This window comes from Mycolicibacterium neoaurum, assembly GCF_036946495.1.
Taxonomy (GTDB): domain Bacteria; phylum Actinomycetota; class Actinomycetes; order Mycobacteriales; family Mycobacteriaceae; genus Mycobacterium; species Mycobacterium neoaurum_B.
Map to the genome: position 1 here is coordinate 898,907 of NZ_JAQIIX010000002.1, position 16,703 is coordinate 915,609.

Here is a 16,703-nt window from a genome sequence, read left to right on the forward strand (position 1 = left end):
ATGCCCGCTGCTACCGTTGCCTATGCGGTCGATCTGGAAAGGTTCGGTCTCCTTCGGTCTGGTCAATGTGCCGGTCAAGGTCTACAGCGCCACCGAGGACCACGACATCAAGTTCCACCAGGTGCACGAGAAGGACAACGGGCGCATCCGCTACAAGCGCACCTGCGAGGTGTGCGGTGAGGTGGTCGAGTACCGCGATATCGCCCGCGCGTACGACTCCGAAGACGGCCAGACGGTCATCATCACCGATGAGGACATCGCCACCCTGCCGGAGGAACGCAGCCGCGAGATCGAGGTCGTGGAGTTCGTGCCCGCCGATCAGCTCGACCCGATGATGTACGACAAGAGTTACTTTCTGGAACCGGACTCCAAGTCGACGAAATCTTATGTGCTGCTTGCCAAGACACTCGCCGAGACGGATCGGGTGGCCATCGTGCACTTCGCGTTGCGCAACAAGACTCGCCTGGCCGCGTTGCGGGTCAAGGATTTCAGCAAGCGCGATGTCATGGTGATCCACACGCTGCTGTGGCCCGACGAGATCCGCGACCCGGACTTCCCCTCCCTGGACAAGGATGTCGATATCAAACCGGCCGAGCTCAAGATGGCCGGCCAAGTCGTCGAATCCATGACCGACGACTTCAAGCCCGACCAGTTCCGCGATGATTATCAGGAGCAGCTGCACGAACTGGTACAGGCCAAACTCGAAGGCGGCGAGGCGTTCACCGTCGAGGAACAGCCGACCGATCTCGACGAGACCGAGGACGTCTCCGACCTGCTGGCCAAGTTGGAGGCCAGCGTGAAGGCCCGCGGATCCGGATCGTCGGGCAAGGACGAGCCCAAGAAGGCACCGGCCAAGAAAGCGCCGGCCAAGAAGGCACCGGCGAAGAAGGCGGCCGCCAAGAAGGCACCTGCGAAGAAAGCACCGGCCAAGAAAGCCGCCGCCAAGAAATAGTGCGACCGAGATTCACACCTGGGACCGATCTCGTTCCGAGAATGTCCCCGATGTGAAACTCGCGCCACCGGAGCCACGAATTCACATCCCGAGGGTGTTGCATCCCAGTGGTTTCCGTGACCCTCCTATCTCGACCCCGAATCGGGGCTGCCGCCAGATCTGTCAGCCGCCGTCAAATTAGAACGTGTTCCAGAAATCGCTTCCGGGGCTCCGCCATGCTTGTTACCGTGGCGCCGAGCACAGAAATGAGGGCAGGCATGATTCTGGACAGGTTCCGACTCGACGATCAGGTGGCCGTGGTCACCGGCGCCGGTCGCGGATTGGGCGCCGCCATCGCGGTGGCCTTCGCCGAAGCGGGTGCTGACGTGCTGATCGCAGCGCGTACCGAGTCCCAGCTGCAGGAGGTCGCCGCACAGGTGGAGGCGACCGGTCGGCGCGCGCACATCGTGGTCGCCGACCTGGCACATCCCGAGGCGACGGCGGCACTCGCGGGGCAGGCCGTCGAGGCCTTCGGGAAACTAGACATCGTCGTCAACAATGTCGGGGGAACCATGCCCGGCCCCCTGCTGAACACCTCCACTAAGGACCTCAAAGACGCCTTCACGTTCAACGTCGGCACCGCCCACGCGCTGACCACCGCGGCGGCGCCGCTGATGCTGGAGCATTCCGGCGGCGGGTCCATCATCAACATCACCTCGACGATGGGCAGGCTGGCCGGGCGCGCCTTCGCGGCGTACGGGACCGCCAAGGGGGCGCTGGCGCACTACACCCGCCTCTCGGCGCTGGACCTCTGCCCGCGCATCCGCGTCAACGCCATCGCGCCGGGATCGATCCTCACCTCCGCACTGGACGTGGTCGCGTCCAACGAGGCGCTGCGCGACCCGATGGAGAAGGCGACGCCCATGCGCCGGTTGGGCGACCCGGCCGATATCGCGGCGGCGGCAGTCTATTTGGCCTCCCCTGCCGGCAGCTACCTGACCGGCAAGACCCTGGAGGTCGACGGTGGCCTCACCTTCCCCAACCTCGACCTTCCCATCCCGGACCTGTGAGGACGCCCATGACCGACACATCAGCTTCGCCGCCCACCCCGATCCGGGTCGCCGCCATCGGTACCGGGAACGTCGGCCGCCACGCCCTGCGCCAGCTCATCGAGGATCCGCAATACGAACTCACCGGTGTGTGGGTGTCCTCGGCAGCCAAGACCGGCAAGGACGCCGGAGAGCTTGCCGGACTGGACGTTTCGACCGGCATCACGGCGACGGACAATCTCGACGACATCCTGGCCACCGCACCGGACTGCGCAGTCTACACGGCGATGGCCGACAACCGGCTGCCCGACGCACTCGAGGATTACCGGCGCCTGCTGGCCGCAGGCATCAACGTCGTCGGCAGCGCGGCGGTGTTCCTGCAGTACCCGTGGCAGGTGCTGCCCGCCGAACTGGTCACCCCGATCGAGGAGGCGGCCCGCACAGGATCGTCGAGCATCTTCGTCAACGGCATCGATCCCGGTTTCGCCAACGACCTGCTGCCGCTGGCGCTCGCCGGGACCTGCCAGAGTGTCGAGCAGATCCGCTGTATGGAGATCGTCGACTACGCCACCTACGACAGTCCCACCGTCATGTTCGACGTGATGGGTTTCGGCAAGAGCATCGACGAGCTGCCGATGCTGCTGCAGCCCGGTGTGCTCAGCCTGGCCTGGGGCTCGGTGGTGCGTCAATTGGCCGCCGGCCTGGGCATCGAACTCGACGAGGTCACCGAAACCCACACCCGGATCCCGGCCCCCGAGGACTTCCGGATCGCCGCCGGACCGATTCCCGCGGGCAGCACCGCCGCCATGCGTTTCGAGGTGCGCGGCATGGTCGACGGACATCCCGCCGTGGTGCTGGAGCACGTGACCCGGCTGCGCGCGGACCTCTGCCCGGACTGGCCCCAGCCCGCCCAGGAGGGCGGTTCCTACCGAGTCGAGGTCACCGGCGAGCCGTCCTACGCGCTGGACCTGTGCCTGAGCAGCCGCAAGGGCGACCACAATCACGCCGGTTTGGTGGCTACCGCCGCACGAGTGGTCAACGCCATCGCGGCGGTGGTCGCGGCCGAACCGGGCATCACGACCACACTCGATCTCCCGCTGATCACCGGCAAGGGGTTGTACGCCGCACCCTAGGCTGGACCGGTGGCCGACCATCTCTACTTCGCCTACGGCTCCAACCTGTGCAACGACCAGATGGCCGCACGCTGTCCGGATGCCCGCGGTCCGGTCCGGGCGATGCTGGCCGATCACGACTGGCTGATCAACGAGCGGGGCGTGGCCACCATCGAGCCCGCCGCGGGTGCCGAGGTGCACGGGGTGGTGTGGCGGATCAGCGATGCCGACCTGGCCGTGCTCGACCGTGCCGAAGGGATCCCGGTCCGCTATCGGCGTGATCGCGCGACGGTCCGTACCGACGACGGCCCCCGCGACGCCTGGATCTACATCGATCACCGCATCGAACCGGGCGCACCGCGCCCCGGCTATCTGGAACGCGTCATCGCCGGGGCCTCGCACCACGGACTTCCGCAGCGCTGGCTGGATTTCCTGGACCGCTGGCATCCCGCGAACTGGCCACGGGCACTTGCTCCCTCCGAGAAGCCGGGACCGCGGCCCCTCACCGAGTTGCTGTCGGACCCACTGATCTCGGAGTATTCGATTCTGCGTGGGCCGTTCGCCTTCCTTGCCATCCACGGCGGCGGGCTGGAACGGATGACCGATGTCATCGCCGAGCGCGCCGCGGAGCTGGCCGGGGCGTCGGTGTACGTCGTGCGCCACCCGCCGGACTACCCGCACCATCTGTCCTCGGCGGCCTATCGTGCCGCCGAATCCGAACGCCTGGCCGAGTTCCTGGACCACGCCGAGCACGTCGTCTCCCTGCACGGCTACGGTCGCGTCGGGCGCAGCAACGACCTGCTCGCCGGCGGCGGAAATCGCGAACTGGCCGGGCACGTGGCCGCGCATCTCGACATCCCAGGGCATCGGGTCATCACCGATCTGGACGCGATCCCGCGTGAACTGCGTGGACTGCACCCGGACAATCCGGTCAACCGAACCCGCGGCGGCGGTGTGCAATTGGAACTGGCACCGCGGGTGCGCGGGATCAGCCCGCGTAGCGGACCGCTCGGCGAGGACGGGCTGAGCCGACCGACCCGCGCCTTGATCGCCGGACTGGTCTCGGCGGCCCGGGCCTGGCCCCGAATCTGAAGACGATCGCGCCGATTCGACGAAAAGCCGCCACCTTCTCCAGATTCGACGCGACCACTACTCCTTCATGTCGAGCACCGGCGTCGGCCGCCGGAAACCGTGGGTGACCACCAGCAGCCAGATGAATCCGACGGCCAGCCAGATCAGCCCGAGCCGCAACGCGTCACCGGACAGACTTGTCCACAACCACACCGTCAGCGCGAAACCGATACCGGGCAGGATCAGGTTGTTCAGCACGTTCTTCTCACCGGCGTCGACGAAGTAGTGCTTGATCACGGTCAGGTTCACCGCCGAGAAGGCCACCAGGGCACCGAAACTGACCACCGATGCCAGCAGCGCCAGGTCGATCACCAACGCGAGCAGCGAGATCACCGATACCGCCAGGATCGCCCAGGTCGGGGTGCTGAACTTCACCGAGACGTGCCCGAACACCTTGCGCGGCAGCACGCCATCGCGGCCCATCGCATACAGGATGCGCGCCACCGAGGCCTGCGAGGTGAGCGCCGATCCGGTGGCACCTGCCACATAGGCCGCGGTGAAGAACGCCGAGAGGAACGCGCCGCCGGCGGCGACCATGACATCCACCGACCCGGTGTCGACACTCTCGAACGCATTCGACGGGAAGACCAGCTGCGAGGCGTAGGACAGCACGATGAACAGCACACCGCAGATCACGGTGGCCAGCATGATGGCCTTCGGCACATCGCGCCGGGCATCCTTGGCCTCCTCGGAAAGTGTTGACACGGCGTCGAACCCGAGGAACGACAGGCACAGGATGGCCGCACCGGCCAGTACCGGCGCCATGCCCCCCGCGGTGCCGTCACCGGTGAACGGCGCCATGATGTCGACCGTCCCGGAACCGGAGATCGTCGCCACCGCCATGACGAGGAACACCACGATGAAGACCGCCTGCACCGCGATGATCACCGCGTTGGCGCGGGCCACCGAGACGATGCCGACGATGTTGAGGACCGTCACCAGCACGATGGTCACCAGCACGATCACCCACTGTGGGATCGACGGCACCGCGGCGTTGAGGTACAGCCCGATCACCATGTAGTTCAGCATCGGCAGGAACAGGTAATCCAAGAGCAACGACCAGCCGGCCAGGAATCCCACCGGCGCCCCGAAGGTCTTCTGGGTATAGGCATAGGCCGACCCGGCCACCGGGTACGCCGTCGCCATCCTGGCATAGGAGCGGGCCGTGAAGATCATCGCGGCCAGCGTCACCACATAGGCCAGCGGCACCCGGCCCCCGGACTCGACGGTGACGATGCCGTAGGTGGTGAACACGGTGAGCGGCACCATGTAGACGAGGCCGAAGAGCACCAGCGAGGGCACTCCGAGGGCGCGTTTGAGCCTGCCCTCGTTCGGATCTGCCGAGATACCGACAAGCGGCTCCGAAGTCGACATGTGCACTCCCTCTTTACGGTGATGTGGACGCGACGAACCCGGGCTCGCCCCGGAGGTAGGTGGCCCGCACCTCGATGCCGGGCAGTTCGAGCGGCGGGGTCGATCGCGGGTCGCGGTCCAGCCAGACCAGGTCGGCGCTGGCGCCGGGCGCCAGCCTGCCCCAGATCCGTTCGGCGAAGGCCTGATCGGCGACACCGGCGGTGTAGGCGGTCAGTGCCCGTTCGATGGCCAGGGTCTCCTGCGGGGTCCAGCCCCCGGCCGGTTGTCCCTCGGCGGTCTGCCGCGATACGCCCACGGCGATACCGTCGAGCGGAGCTCCCGAGGAGACCGGCCAGTCCGAACCCAGCGCCAGCGGGGCGCCGGAGTCGGCCAACGAGCGCATCCGGTACTGCTTGTCGGCCCGTTCCCTGCCGAGTCGGGGCACGGTCAGCACGTTCATCAGCGCATCCTCCTGCGCCCACAGCGGCTGCATGCACGGGATGACGCCCAAGGCGGCGAAGCGGTCCAGATCGGCGTCGTCGACCAGCTGGACGTGGGCGATCACGGGCCTGCGGTCGCGGGACCCGTTCTGGGCCACGGTGTACTCGATCGCGTCGAGGGCCTGGCGGACGGCAGCATCCCCGATGGCGTGGATGTGGATCTGCAAACCGAGTTCGTCGACGCGTTGGCAGGCCCGGGCCAGCGAGTCTCCCTCCCAGACGGTCATGCCGTGGGAATGCAGGCCCGAGCAGTACGGCTGGAGCAGCGCACCGGTTTCGTTCTCGACCACCCCGTCGGCGAAGAACTTCACTGTCTGCGCGGTCAGCATGGGCGAACCGAGTTCGCTCACCTGCCGACGGGCATCGGCGAAATGCGCCACCTGCTCGTCGAAATGCCGCGGGTCGGCGTAGAGGGCCAGGTTGAATCGCACCCGCAGGGCATCGCGCCGGGCGGCCTCCAGGTAGGTCTGCACGTCGGCGGGTTCCACCCAGGCGTCCTGCACCCAGGTCACGCCGTGGGCCAGGTAGTAATCGGCCGCGGTGCCGAGGGCGGCAACCCGCACGTCCTCGTCGCGGGCCGGCATCACGGCGGTCACCAGGTCGACCGCGCCCCATTCGCGCAGGGTGCCCAGTACCGATCCGTCGGGACGGTGCGGAATCTCGCCGAGTTCGGGATCGGGGGTGTCGCCGGTGATGCCGGCGCGCTCCAACGCGGCGGTGTTGCACCACACGGTGTGATAGTCCCAGGCCCGCAGCACCACCGGTCGATCGGCGACGGCCTCATCGAGCCAGCGCGCGTCGAACAGACCGTCGGCTGCCAGGCTGCCGTCGTAGGACGCTCCGACGATCCACTCCTGGTCGGGATGGTCCTCGGCGTAGCGGCGCACGGCCGCCACGATCTGGTCCACCGACGTGCACGGCCGCACCGCAGGGCCGACGAACTCCAGGCCGCCGAGTAGCGGGTGGGCGTGGCCGTCACCGAAGGACGGCATGAGGAAACCACCCTCCAGGTCGACGATGTCGCAACCCTCCGGTGCCCCGGTCACCGCGGCGGGTCCGATGGCGGCAACCACCCCGTCGGTGACCAGCAATGCGTCGGTGGGCGGTTGGCCGGGCACGCCGGCCCACACGGATCCGTTGCGAAACAAGGTCGACACCACGGATTTGCACCTTACGCGGGGTTGGGAGTTTAGCAATCCGAATGTCACCCATCCGTTAGGCGAACGGTCCCGAATCACCATCGTGCAGTATCAGAGGAGTCGGTCCATTGCCGTCATCGGAAGCGGCATCGCCGGGTTGACGGCTGCATATCTGCTGTCCGCGCACGACCACGTGACGCTGTTCGAGGCCGAAGACCAGCTCGGCGGCCACCGGCGCGACCATCGTGTCGACGACGGCTCCGGCGGCACGGTCGCCGTCGACTCGGCCTTCCTGATCCACGACGACACCCAGCCGACGTTGTGTCGCTTGTTCGTCGATCTCGGCATCGACACCGTCGCCACCGACCTGTCGCTCTCCATGCGCGATGACCGCATCGGCCTGCAGTACGCGCTCATGCGCGGCCTCGGCGGACTGTTTCCCTCCTGGTCGAACGTCGCTCGGCCCCGATATCTGCGCATGCTGGCCGAGATCAACCGGTTCCACCGGGCCGCCGCCACCCTGCTGGCCACCGGCGACGCCGAGGACACCGGCACACTGGGCGCCTTCCTCGCCGTGCACAAGTTCTCGAAATACTTCGCCGAACACTTCGCGACACCGCTGGTGGCCACCGTCTGGTCCGGCGGGCCGCACACGACCTTGCAGATTCCCGCGCGCTACCTGTTCGCATTCCTGCAGCAGCACGGGCTGCTCTCAGGATCTGAGTCGGCGGCCACGCGCACCGTCGTCGGCGGGTCTGCCGGCTATGTCGACGCCATCGCCGCCCACGTCGACGAGGTGCGCACCGGCACCCCGGTCGGCGCCGTGCGGCGCATCGCCGACGGAGTCGAGTTGCAGGCCGGCGGGACGTTGCGCGAGTTCGACGCCGTGGTCATAGCGACCCGGTCCGATCAGGCACTGCAGGCGTTGCACCAACCCACCGATGCCGAACGGGCAGCGCTGGGTGCCATACGGTACTCGACCGAATACGCCTGCGTGCACACCGACACCTCGGTGTTGCCGACCCGGCCCGCCGCCAGGGCGCTGCGGAACTATCTGTTGCCCGAGAGCGGCCGCGACGCGCTGATCACCTACGACATCAGTCGGTTGTTGGGTCTGACTGGCGCGCACCGTTACCTGATGACCCTCGGGGGTTCCGGGCGGGTGAACCCGGCCGCCGTGATCACCGAGATGACCTACCAACGTCCGCTATACACGACGGAATCCATTGCTGCCCAACGATTGTTTCCGATGCTGAACGATGACAGGGTGGTTTTCGCGGGCGCCTATCACGGTTGGGGATTCCGCGAGGACGGCGCCGCCTCCGGTGTGTGTGCCGCCGAGCGGTTGGGAGCACAGTGGCCGGCGGCACGGGAATCCGAGGCGATGCCATGTTGATTGCCTTCGGCGTCGTCAGTGCGTCTCGGGCGCAAGCCATTTCGGACCGGCCGAGCAGCCAGGGACGGCGGTTCACGCAGATGGGAGGTCGCAGATGAAACGGGGCATTCCGTGACGCTGCTGGACGAGCCCGCTATCCTACGGAACGTGACGTCAGACCTCGACGCATTGCTGCGCCGGGTAGCGCAACGCGATGTGGACGCCTTCGCCGCGTTCTACGACCACACCAGAGCCAGGGTGTTCGGTCTGGTCCTGCGGGTGCTGCGGGATCCCGGGTACAGCGAGGAAACCACTCAGGACATCTATCTCCAGGTCTGGCGCAACGCCGGGGACTACAACCCGGCGGCGGGAACACCGCTTTCCTGGCTGATGACCTTGGCGCACCGCCGCGCCGTGGACCGGGTGCGCTCCGAGCAGGCCGGCGCCGACCGCGAATCCCGCTACGGTGCCGCGACCGTCGAACCTCCGGTCGACCAGGTCGCCGACCGGGTGCTCGACAACGAGGATTATCGCCAGGTGACCCATTGCCTGGGGGCGCTGACCGACAAACAACGCGAGTGCATCGAACTCGCCTATTACGACGGACTGACCTATGTCCAGGTCTCCGACCGGCTGTCGGCGAACCTGGCGACTATCAAATCGCGGATGCGCGACGCGATCCGCGGACTTCGTAATTGCCTGGGGGCAGCATGACCAGCCCACATGATGATCTGCTGGCGTTGGCAACCGCCTACGCCCTGCACGCGGTCGACGACGCCGAGCGTGCCGATATCGACCGGCGCCTGAGCGCGGCGCCTACGTCCGTCGCCGAGGCGTTCGCCACCGAGGTCCAGCAGGTCCGCGAGGCGATGGCTCTGGTCTCGTCGGCCACCGCGACCGAGCCGTCCGATGAATTACGCGACCGGGTGCTGGCTGCCGTCAGCGCCGATCCGGTGCGTCAGCTGCGCTCCCGCCAACCCCGGCGGTGGACGACGCTGCTCACCGCCGCCGCGGCCGCCGTGGTGGTCGGTGTCGCCACCTTCGGGATCGGCTGGTCATTGCGCCCCGTGCCACAAGCCACCACGGCCGAACAGATCTTCGCCGCGCCGGACGTCCGCACGGTATCCGGTGACATCCCGACCGGCGGCACGGCGACCGTGGTGTTCTCCCGCGAACGCAACGCCGGCGTACTGGTGATGAACAACGTCGCCCCGCCCGCGAACGGCACCGTCTATCAGATGTGGTTGATCGACGACGCCGGGCCGCACTCGGCGGGCACCATGAACGCCAAGGCGATCGCCCCGTCGACGACGGCCGTGCTGCCCGATCTCGGCGACTCGATCACACTGGCCTTCACCGTCGAACCCGGTGAGGGTTCGGCCGCGCCCACCAGCACGCCGTTTGCCTCCCTGCCGCTGACGTAGGTGCCTACCATCGGGCCCATGTTCCGATTCGGATTGGGCCTGCGCGACACCTCGTCGGCGGCCAAGGTGCGCTCGGCGGCCCGTCGTGCCGAGGACCTGGGCTACGACATCGTTCTGGTGCCCGACCACCTCGGCGCACCCGCGCCGTTCCCGGTGCTCTCGACCATCGCCGCGGTCACCGAGACACTGCGGCTGGGCACCTTCGTTCTCAACGCCGGGTTCTACAAACCGGCCCTGCTGGCCCGTGACGTCGCGGCACTGCACGAGCTGTCGGCGGGTCGTTTCGAGGTGGGCTTGGGCGCCGGTTACGTGCGCGCGGAGTTCGAGGCCGCCGAACTGCCTTTCCCCTCCGCGAGGCAACGGGTCGAGTATCTGGAGCATGTCACCGCGCACCTGGCCGAGCATGTCCCCGACGTGCCGATCATGATCGCCGGTGGTGGGGACCGACTGCTGACCGCGGCCGCCCGGTGGGCATCGATCGTCGGCGTCACCGGCGGCAGCGGAGCGGATCCACTTGCCGAACGGATCGCCTTCCTGCGCTCCGTTGCCGGTGCGCGCTTCACCGATATCGAACTCAACATCGCCATCACCGCGGTGCCCACCGACGGCTCCGGGGTCCCAAACCTGGCCATGACCCGGCACTACGCACCCGACCTGACCGATGAACAGCTGCTGACCCTGCCCGGCGTACTGTCCGGATCGGTCGACGAGATGGCCGCCAAGGTGCGCCGGCTGCACGACGAGTACGGTGCGCGCTACCTGGTGATACAGGAGGCCCATGCCGAGGCGTTCGGGCAGGTCATCGCCGCGCTGCGCTGATATTAGATTGTGCTGCAACATAATTGAGCTGATCTACGGCCATGTGGCCGGATCGTGACGCGCGCCACTGCAGACCGGAGGTTTTCGGTAGCGACGGGCTGGGCATCCACTTCTCGCAGACGATTGGTGGGGTTGAGAACACAGCACACCGTTCACGCGACCAGCAAGGGAGCCGACATGGGTGACAGCAATGGAGCAGCAGAGGGCATTTCGGGCGTCGTCGAGGGTGCCAAGGGCAAGCTGAAGGAGGCGGCCGGCGCCGTGACCGGCAACGACGACCTCCGCCGCGAGGGCGAGGCCCAGCAGGACAAGGCCGACGCCCAGCGCGACGTGGCCAAGAAGGAAGCCGAGGCCGAAGCCGCACGCGGTGCGGCCGAGACCAATGAGGCCCGCCAGAGGGCCGCCGAAGAATCCAAGTAGATCTTTTTCCAGAAGGGGACGGTTCGCGCAGAACCGTCCCCTTCTGCGTGCCCGGAGTATGGCCCGCGCGATCCTGCGGACACCTGCGGCGGGGAGTCAATTAGACTTCTGCAGGTCTGCCTCGGCAGGTGCCGCCCCCGTAGCTCAGGGGATAGAGCACGGCTCTCCTAAAGCCGGTGTCGCAGGTTCGAATCCTGCCGGGGGCACTCGTGTGATGTCGCAAGACATCGGAATAGCCGCGGACCTACTTCAGGTCCGCGAATTTTGTCGTCTGTGGGCCTGAAGGGGAGGCGACAGGTTCGGTCGCGGCGTCGTCTGCGGCACCACCAAGTCAACAACCGCCGGACTGCACAGAATCGGGTCTCGCACCCCGTCCGCTGTGCCTATGCTCCCACGATGAAGAAGGTTATCGGCGCGCGTATCGGGATGTCGCTCCTAATGACGGTGATGGGGCTGGCGACGTTCGCGCCGCACGCCGCCGCCAATCCTTACTCCGGGGCGGACGACGCGCACGTTCAGTTCTTCAGGTCGCCGACGGGCAACATCCAATGCGAAATCAACTTCGGACGCGCCCCCGCCGCCGCAGGCGCGGAATCTCTTCCCGACGGGGTCTACTGCATGTCCCAGCAGCCGCTGCAGAGCGTACAAATCCGCGCCGATGGGTCGCTGACAGACGTCTGCACGGGCCCGACGTGTGGCAGTGACGGGCCGACAGATCAGGGCGTCCTCGCTTATGGCCAGAGCGCAGTCCTCGGGCCGTTCACCTGTCTGTCGGAGGAATCGGGGATGACCTGCACCGCCAATGGCCGGGGATTCGAGATCTCGACCGCCGGCATCTTCGCGGTGTAGCGACCCGCTTCGGTCACTGCACCGCCAGGTCGTCACACCACCGGCGCGCCCGCTGCTCCACGAACTGCCGAGCCTTCTCGATATCGGGGTGCTGGTAGCGGTCCTGGTCCAGATAGCTCACCTCGGAACGGAACTCGTTGAACAGCTTCGCCGTCTCCGGTGAGAGCCGCAGCCCCTCGTTGAGGTCGATGGCCTGTGCGGCCGTCAGCAATTCGATACCCAGGATGTAGGTCAGGTTGTCGATGACCTGCATCAGCTTGTAGGCCGACGTCCCGCCCATGCTCACGTGGTCCTCCTGCAGCTGGCAGGTGGCGATGGTGTCGACACTGGCCGGGGCCGACAACACCTTGTTCTCGTTGACCAGGGCGGCCGAGGTGTACTGCGGGATCATCAATCCAGAATCCAGGCCGGGCTTGGCCACCAGATAGTCGGGCAGGCCGTGCTGGCCGGACAACAGTTGGTAGGTGCGGCGTTCGGAGATGCTCGACAGATCCGTCAAGGCGATCGCCAGCAGGTCCATCACCATCGCCGACGAGGCGCCGTGCAGGTTACCCGCGCACAGTTCGGTGCCCTCCTCGTAGAAGAAGACCGGGTTGTCCGAGACGGTATTGCATTCCTGTTCGATGATCTGGGTGGCGAAGTTGATCGCCTGACGCGCCGCGGCATGCACCTGCGGCACGCAGCGATACGAGTACGGATCTTCGTGGGCGATATTGCACTGCGGCAGCTCGTGGTGGTTGCTGCCCGCCAGCAATGTCTCCAGGTTCTTGGCGACGGTGACGCGCTCGGGATGCCGCCACGTCTTTTCCAGCAGCGGCTGATAGAAGCTCTTCGCCGTGCTGAAACCCTGAATGCTCAACGCCGTCACCAGATCCGCGAACCGGATCAGGGTGCGGGCGCGCAGCAGGCAGTCGACGGCGATCGCGTTGATGTACTGGACGCCATTGGTCAGCGCCAGCCCCTCCTTGGGGCGCAACCGCAGCGGCTCGAAGCCCTCGCCCGCCAGCATCGTGGCGGCGTCGACGAGTTCGCCCCGGTAGTAGACCTTCCCCTCACCGATCAGCGGCAGTGCCAGATGCGCCAACGGCGCGAGATCGCCACTGGCACCGACGGTTCCCTTCTTCGGAATGGCCGGCACGATACCGCGGGCCCAGAAGTCGAGCATCCGGTTCACGGTGTTCGGCGTGATACCGCAGTACCCGCTGCGGAACGTGAGCAGCTTGATGACCGTGGTGATCCGGCTGATCCGGGCGGGCATCGGCTCCCCCACCCCGCAGGCATGCGACAACAGATGGCGGTGCTGCAGTTCGGACTGCTCGTGTTCCTCGATGCGCCGCACGCACAGCGAGCCGAAGCCGGTGTTGATCCCGTAGATGTGGCGATCCTCGCCGGCGATGCTGGCGATGTAGTCCGCACCACGGCCGATGCACTCCTGCACCTCACCGTCGAGGGTGAGTTCCTCTGCGTTGTCGACGATGTCGGCGATATCGTCGAGGCGGTAGAAGTCCAGCGAGATACTACGAGTTTCTGTCATCACTTCGTCTTTCTGATCTTCGATGGTGGCGCGGCAGCCGGTGATTCAGCGAGCCGCCGCGGAACAACGGTCTTTCACCGTGGCGAGCCGTTCGATACTTCTCAGAGCCTCGTGGGCGTCGACGCCGAAATCGACAAGACAGGCGATATCGTCGACACCGATCTCGGCGAATCGTCCAGCGACATCGACGCATTGATCGATATCGCCGAGCAGGCCGACACCGTCGAAGTACCGTTCGACGCGCAGGTCGAGGAGTTCTTCGAGGATGTCATCGTCATAGCCGTCACCGTCGGCGGACGCGGCCGCCGCCTTGATGTCGAGCTGCAGGGCCGAACCCAGATAGTGGCGCAAGGGCGCGGCGGCCACCGCCCGTGCATGGTCGGCATCCGCACCGACGAAGGTGTGCAACATGACGGTGACGCAGCCGGTTTCGGGATCGTGACCGGCCGAACCCCTGGCCTGGCGATACTGGCCGATCAGCTCGGCCAGCTCCGCGAAATCCTGAGTGATCATATGGGTCAGCAGGTTGGCTCCCGCGGCACCGGCGCGCACGAACGTCTCGGCGGTGCCACCCGTGGTGATCCATACCGGTAACTGCGGTTGCACCGGCCGCGGGGTCAACTCGACGTCGATCTCCGTACCGACGCCGTTGGTCCGCCGGATCCGCTCCCCGCGCCACAGCGCGTGCACCGTGTCGATCTGCTCCCACATCAGATCCTTGCGACCACTGAACTGCCTAGGCGCCAAGGTGAAGTCATTCGGATTCCACCCGGAGCCGAACGACACCGCGGCCCGGCCGCCCGACAGGTTGTCGATCATCGACCAGTCCTCGGCGATCAGCACCGCATCGTGCAACGGCGAGATGACGCTGCCCGCCCGCAACTGGATGTTCTCGGTCACCGCGGCCAGCGCCGCGTTCGTGACAACGGGATTCGGGAAGACACCACCGAATTCGTCGAAATGTCGCTCGGGGGTCCAGATTCCGGCGAAACCCTGCCGGTCGGCGATTCGCGCGGCATCCAGCAGCAGCTGGTAGTGCCGCTGCGCGTCACCGGTGGCCAGGCTGGCGAAGAACATCAGGGAGAACTTCATCGCGCGGCGCGCACCCCTGCCGTGCCACCGATCACCGGACTGGCCGGCGCCGATGCCGCGGCGATGGCCAGACCTTGGATCGTCGGATCGTCGATGAACGTGCCCAAGCTGATGCGCACCCCGAACTGTTTGCGCACCCGCGACAGGATCCGGGTTGCCACCAGAGAATCTCCACCGATGCGGAAGAGGTTCGCCGATCGGGAGATTCCCTGTTGTTTGAGCAGGTCCTGCCAGATCTCGGCGATGGCCTGTTCCATCTCACCGGCGGGTTGGTCGCCGTCATCCTCGTCGGGCTTCGGTGCGGCCAACTGGGCCACCGCGGCTCGGTCGATCTTGCCGTTGGCGTTGCGCGGCAGGTGCTCCACCGCGATGACGACCGCGGGGACCATGTACGCCGGCAGCGCGGTGGCGAGTTGTTCCCTGACGGACTCGGGATCGAAATCGTCCGCCCGCTGCGCCACGGCGAAGACCACCAGCGTCATCGCCCCGGTCGGCGAGGTCCGCACATCGGCTGCGGCCGCGAGCACCGCACCGGTGTTCATGACCGCGGCTTCCACATCCTCCAACTCGACGCGCTGACCGTTGATCTTCACCTGATTGTCGGTGCGGCCGACGAAAAGCAGTTCCCCGCTGGGCAATCGGCGAGCGCCGTCGCCGGTGCGGTAGATCACCTCGTCGGTATCGGGCAGGGTGACGAATCGGCTCTCGGTCGCCGCGTCGTCGTTCAGGTATCCCTTGGCCAGATAGGAACTGGCAATGCAGATCTCGCCCTCGTCGACCACGGCCCCGTCCTGATCACGCAGGGTGATCGTCCGACCGGGAATGGCATGCCCGATCGGGACGGTTCCCAGGTCGGGCGGTAGCTCCCCGATCGGGTAGAAGGTCGCAGCCACCACCTCGGTGGGGCCGTAGACGTTGACCAGTTTCGTCGTGGCTGACAGCAACTGGCGCGATCGCGCCACCACCGACGGTGACAATGCTTCACCGACGAACAGCACGGTGGCCAGATGCGGCAGGTCGGCACCGGTCTGCTCGATCTCGGCGAGCAACGTCGCCCAGTGCCCAGACACGATCTGCAGCAGCGAGATACGTTCTTCCCGCAGCCACTGCACCAGCGCGGCTGGATCGTTGCGGATCTCGTCGGAGACCAGGTGCACGGAGGCACCGCGGGTCAACGCCCCGAAGATCTCACAGAACGACACGTCGAACCCGGGTGGCGCCAGCGCCGCGACCCGGCTGCCCGAGGACACCCCGAACGCCACCGCCTGCCAGTCGACGAACTGCTGCAGCGTGGCATGCCGGTGCGGGATGCCTTTGGGCAAACCCGTGGATCCCGATGTGAAGGCGATATAGGCCGGGTCGTTGCAGGTCACGTCCGGTCGGTCGAGTCGCGTGGACGTCGATGCGGCGGGAGTGGTCGACAGGTGCGGCAGGTGGGCGAACTCCTCCTCGACGAGTCGGCGGTGCTCCTGCGGCGCATCATCGTCGATCAGGATGGCCCCTGGCCGCGCCGCGTTGATGACATGGCGAACCCGGTCGACGGGGTGAGCCGGGTTGGCAACGACGAAAACGCCACCGGCGGTGAGCGTTCCGAACATCGCGATGACCATCGACGGACCGCGATCGGCGATGATCACCACCGGCGTCCGCGGCGGCAGACCGGTGTCGGCGAGGGCGTCGGCCATCCGCCGGGACGCTTTTTCCAGCTCGGCGTAGCTCAGTTCAGACCGCCCCGCCTCGGTCACATGCGACAGCGCCAGCGAACCCGGAAGCCGCTCGGCGTGGCGCCAGAACATGTGATGGAGTACCTGTTCGGCCATCGTTTCGTGCGTCTCCTTCGCAAATGCAGACCTTGCCGGCGTCACCGCCCGCCGAGACTATCCCACGACAAGTTAAGTTAGCCTAAGCTGCCGTCAGGAGAAAGACGTCCGGTGCCCGGTGCGCTATCGGCCCTGCGTGGGTGCACTTCGCATCG

General features: G+C 66.7%; 15 protein-coding genes and 1 tRNA gene. 11 read left to right on the forward strand and 5 right to left on the reverse strand.

What is annotated here, in order from left to right; genetic code table 11:
* Positions 1-22: 22 nt before the first annotated feature.
* The 4 genes from ku to PGN27_RS09715 all read left to right on the forward strand — a co-directional run bounded on the left by ku (position 23) and on the right by PGN27_RS09715 (position 4,184).
* Complete coding sequence (gene ku / locus PGN27_RS09700; RefSeq protein WP_030133344.1) at positions 23-952, forward strand: non-homologous end joining protein Ku; 930 nt, start codon at positions 23-25, stop codon at positions 950-952.
* Between the two features lie 257 nt (positions 953-1,209).
* Positions 1,210-2,001 (forward strand): SDR family oxidoreductase, encoded by a 792-nt coding sequence (locus PGN27_RS09705; RefSeq protein WP_030133343.1) that lies wholly within the window; start codon positions 1,210-1,212, stop codon positions 1,999-2,001.
* An 8-nt stretch (positions 2,002-2,009) separates the two neighbouring features.
* Positions 2,010-3,113 carry an NAD(P)H-dependent amine dehydrogenase family protein gene (locus PGN27_RS09710; RefSeq protein WP_030133342.1) on the forward strand — a complete coding sequence of 368 codons (1,104 nt, stop codon included), beginning with the start codon at positions 2,010-2,012 and terminating at the stop codon, positions 3,111-3,113.
* Positions 3,114-3,122: 9 nt separating this feature from the next.
* Positions 3,123-4,184, forward strand: a complete 1,062-nt coding sequence (locus PGN27_RS09715; protein WP_335325938.1) for a poly-gamma-glutamate hydrolase family protein — start codon at positions 3,123-3,125, stop codon at positions 4,182-4,184.
* A 57-nt stretch (positions 4,185-4,241) separates the two neighbouring features.
* Here PGN27_RS09715 and PGN27_RS09720 read toward each other — a convergent pair whose 3' ends face one another.
* On the reverse strand, positions 4,242-5,597 hold the full coding sequence (locus PGN27_RS09720) for an APC family permease (RefSeq protein WP_213449000.1): 1,356 nt from the start codon (positions 5,595-5,597) through the stop codon (positions 4,242-4,244).
* Between the two features lie 13 nt (positions 5,598-5,610).
* On the reverse strand, positions 5,611-7,236 hold the full coding sequence (locus tag PGN27_RS09725; protein ID WP_335325939.1) for an amidohydrolase: 1,626 nt from the start codon (positions 7,234-7,236) through the stop codon (positions 5,611-5,613).
* An 82-nt stretch (positions 7,237-7,318) separates the two neighbouring features.
* Between PGN27_RS09725 and PGN27_RS09730 the strand changes: the two genes are divergently transcribed.
* The 7 genes from PGN27_RS09730 to PGN27_RS09760 all read left to right on the forward strand — a co-directional run bounded on the left by PGN27_RS09730 (position 7,319) and on the right by PGN27_RS09760 (position 12,102).
* Entirely contained in the window at positions 7,319-8,611 is a 1,293-nt protein-coding gene (locus PGN27_RS09730) for an NAD(P)/FAD-dependent oxidoreductase (protein ID WP_335325940.1), read from the forward strand.
* Positions 8,612-8,722: 111 nt separating this feature from the next.
* Entirely contained in the window at positions 8,723-9,304 is a 582-nt protein-coding gene (locus PGN27_RS09735; RefSeq protein ID WP_335325941.1) for a sigma-70 family RNA polymerase sigma factor, read from the forward strand.
* Complete coding sequence (locus PGN27_RS09740) at positions 9,301-10,014, forward strand: anti-sigma factor (RefSeq protein ID WP_335325942.1); 714 nt, start codon at positions 9,301-9,303, stop codon at positions 10,012-10,014. Before PGN27_RS09735 ends, PGN27_RS09740 begins: the two co-directional genes overlap by 4 nt.
* 18 nt (positions 10,015-10,032) lie before the next feature.
* Positions 10,033-10,833, forward strand: coding sequence for a TIGR03621 family F420-dependent LLM class oxidoreductase (locus PGN27_RS09745; RefSeq protein ID WP_418888579.1), 801 nt, complete (start codon positions 10,033-10,035; stop codon positions 10,831-10,833).
* A gap of 177 nt (positions 10,834-11,010) precedes the next feature.
* The gene (gene mbp1, locus PGN27_RS09750; RefSeq protein WP_335325943.1) at positions 11,011-11,253 is read left to right on the forward strand and encodes a microaggregate-binding protein 1; all 243 of its coding nucleotides are present in this window, start codon (positions 11,011-11,013) and stop codon (positions 11,251-11,253) included.
* A 133-nt stretch (positions 11,254-11,386) separates the two neighbouring features.
* Positions 11,387-11,459 (forward strand) — tRNA-Arg (locus PGN27_RS09755).
* A 190-nt stretch (positions 11,460-11,649) separates the two neighbouring features.
* Positions 11,650-12,102, forward strand: a complete 453-nt coding sequence (locus tag PGN27_RS09760) for a hypothetical protein (protein WP_335325944.1) — start codon at positions 11,650-11,652, stop codon at positions 12,100-12,102.
* A gap of 13 nt (positions 12,103-12,115) precedes the next feature.
* Here the strand turns inward: PGN27_RS09760 and PGN27_RS09765 are convergent, their stop codons facing one another.
* From PGN27_RS09765 to PGN27_RS09775, 3 genes are read right to left on the reverse strand one after another with little or no spacing between them, the layout of a single operon-like run.
* Positions 12,116-13,636 (reverse strand): HAL/PAL/TAL family ammonia-lyase, encoded by a 1,521-nt coding sequence (locus PGN27_RS09765; RefSeq protein WP_335325945.1) that lies wholly within the window; start codon positions 13,634-13,636, stop codon positions 12,116-12,118.
* A 45-nt stretch (positions 13,637-13,681) separates the two neighbouring features.
* Positions 13,682-14,728 carry a MupA/Atu3671 family FMN-dependent luciferase-like monooxygenase gene (locus PGN27_RS09770; RefSeq protein ID WP_335325946.1) on the reverse strand — a complete coding sequence of 349 codons (1,047 nt, stop codon included), beginning with the start codon at positions 14,726-14,728 and terminating at the stop codon, positions 13,682-13,684.
* Entirely contained in the window at positions 14,725-16,548 is a 1,824-nt protein-coding gene (locus tag PGN27_RS09775; protein ID WP_335325947.1) for a non-ribosomal peptide synthetase, read from the reverse strand. The genes PGN27_RS09770 and PGN27_RS09775 overlap by 4 nt, the downstream gene beginning before the upstream one ends.
* Positions 16,549-16,703 lie beyond the last annotated feature (155 nt).

Coding starts and splice junctions, on each gene's coding strand:
- ku (WP_030133344.1), top strand. CDS start 23: ATGCGGTCGATCTGGAAAGGTTCGGTCTCCTTCGGTCTGGTCAATGTG.
- PGN27_RS09705 (WP_030133343.1), top strand. CDS start 1,210: ATGATTCTGGACAGGTTCCGACTCGACGATCAGGTGGCCGTGGTCACC.
- PGN27_RS09710 (WP_030133342.1), top strand. CDS start 2,010: ATGACCGACACATCAGCTTCGCCGCCCACCCCGATCCGGGTCGCCGCC.
- PGN27_RS09720 (WP_213449000.1), bottom strand. CDS start 5,597: ATGTCGACTTCGGAGCCGCTTGTCGGTATCTCGGCAGATCCGAACGAG.
- PGN27_RS09740 (WP_335325942.1), top strand. CDS start 9,301: ATGACCAGCCCACATGATGATCTGCTGGCGTTGGCAACCGCCTACGCC.
- PGN27_RS09745 (WP_418888579.1), top strand. CDS start 10,033: ATGTTCCGATTCGGATTGGGCCTGCGCGACACCTCGTCGGCGGCCAAG.
- mbp1 (WP_335325943.1), top strand. CDS start 11,011: ATGGGTGACAGCAATGGAGCAGCAGAGGGCATTTCGGGCGTCGTCGAG.
- PGN27_RS09760 (WP_335325944.1), top strand. CDS start 11,650: ATGAAGAAGGTTATCGGCGCGCGTATCGGGATGTCGCTCCTAATGACG.
- PGN27_RS09765 (WP_335325945.1), bottom strand. CDS start 13,636: ATGACAGAAACTCGTAGTATCTCGCTGGACTTCTACCGCCTCGACGAT.
- PGN27_RS09770 (WP_335325946.1), bottom strand. CDS start 14,728: ATGAAGTTCTCCCTGATGTTCTTCGCCAGCCTGGCCACCGGTGACGCG.
- PGN27_RS09775 (WP_335325947.1), bottom strand. CDS start 16,548: ATGGCCGAACAGGTACTCCATCACATGTTCTGGCGCCACGCCGAGCGG.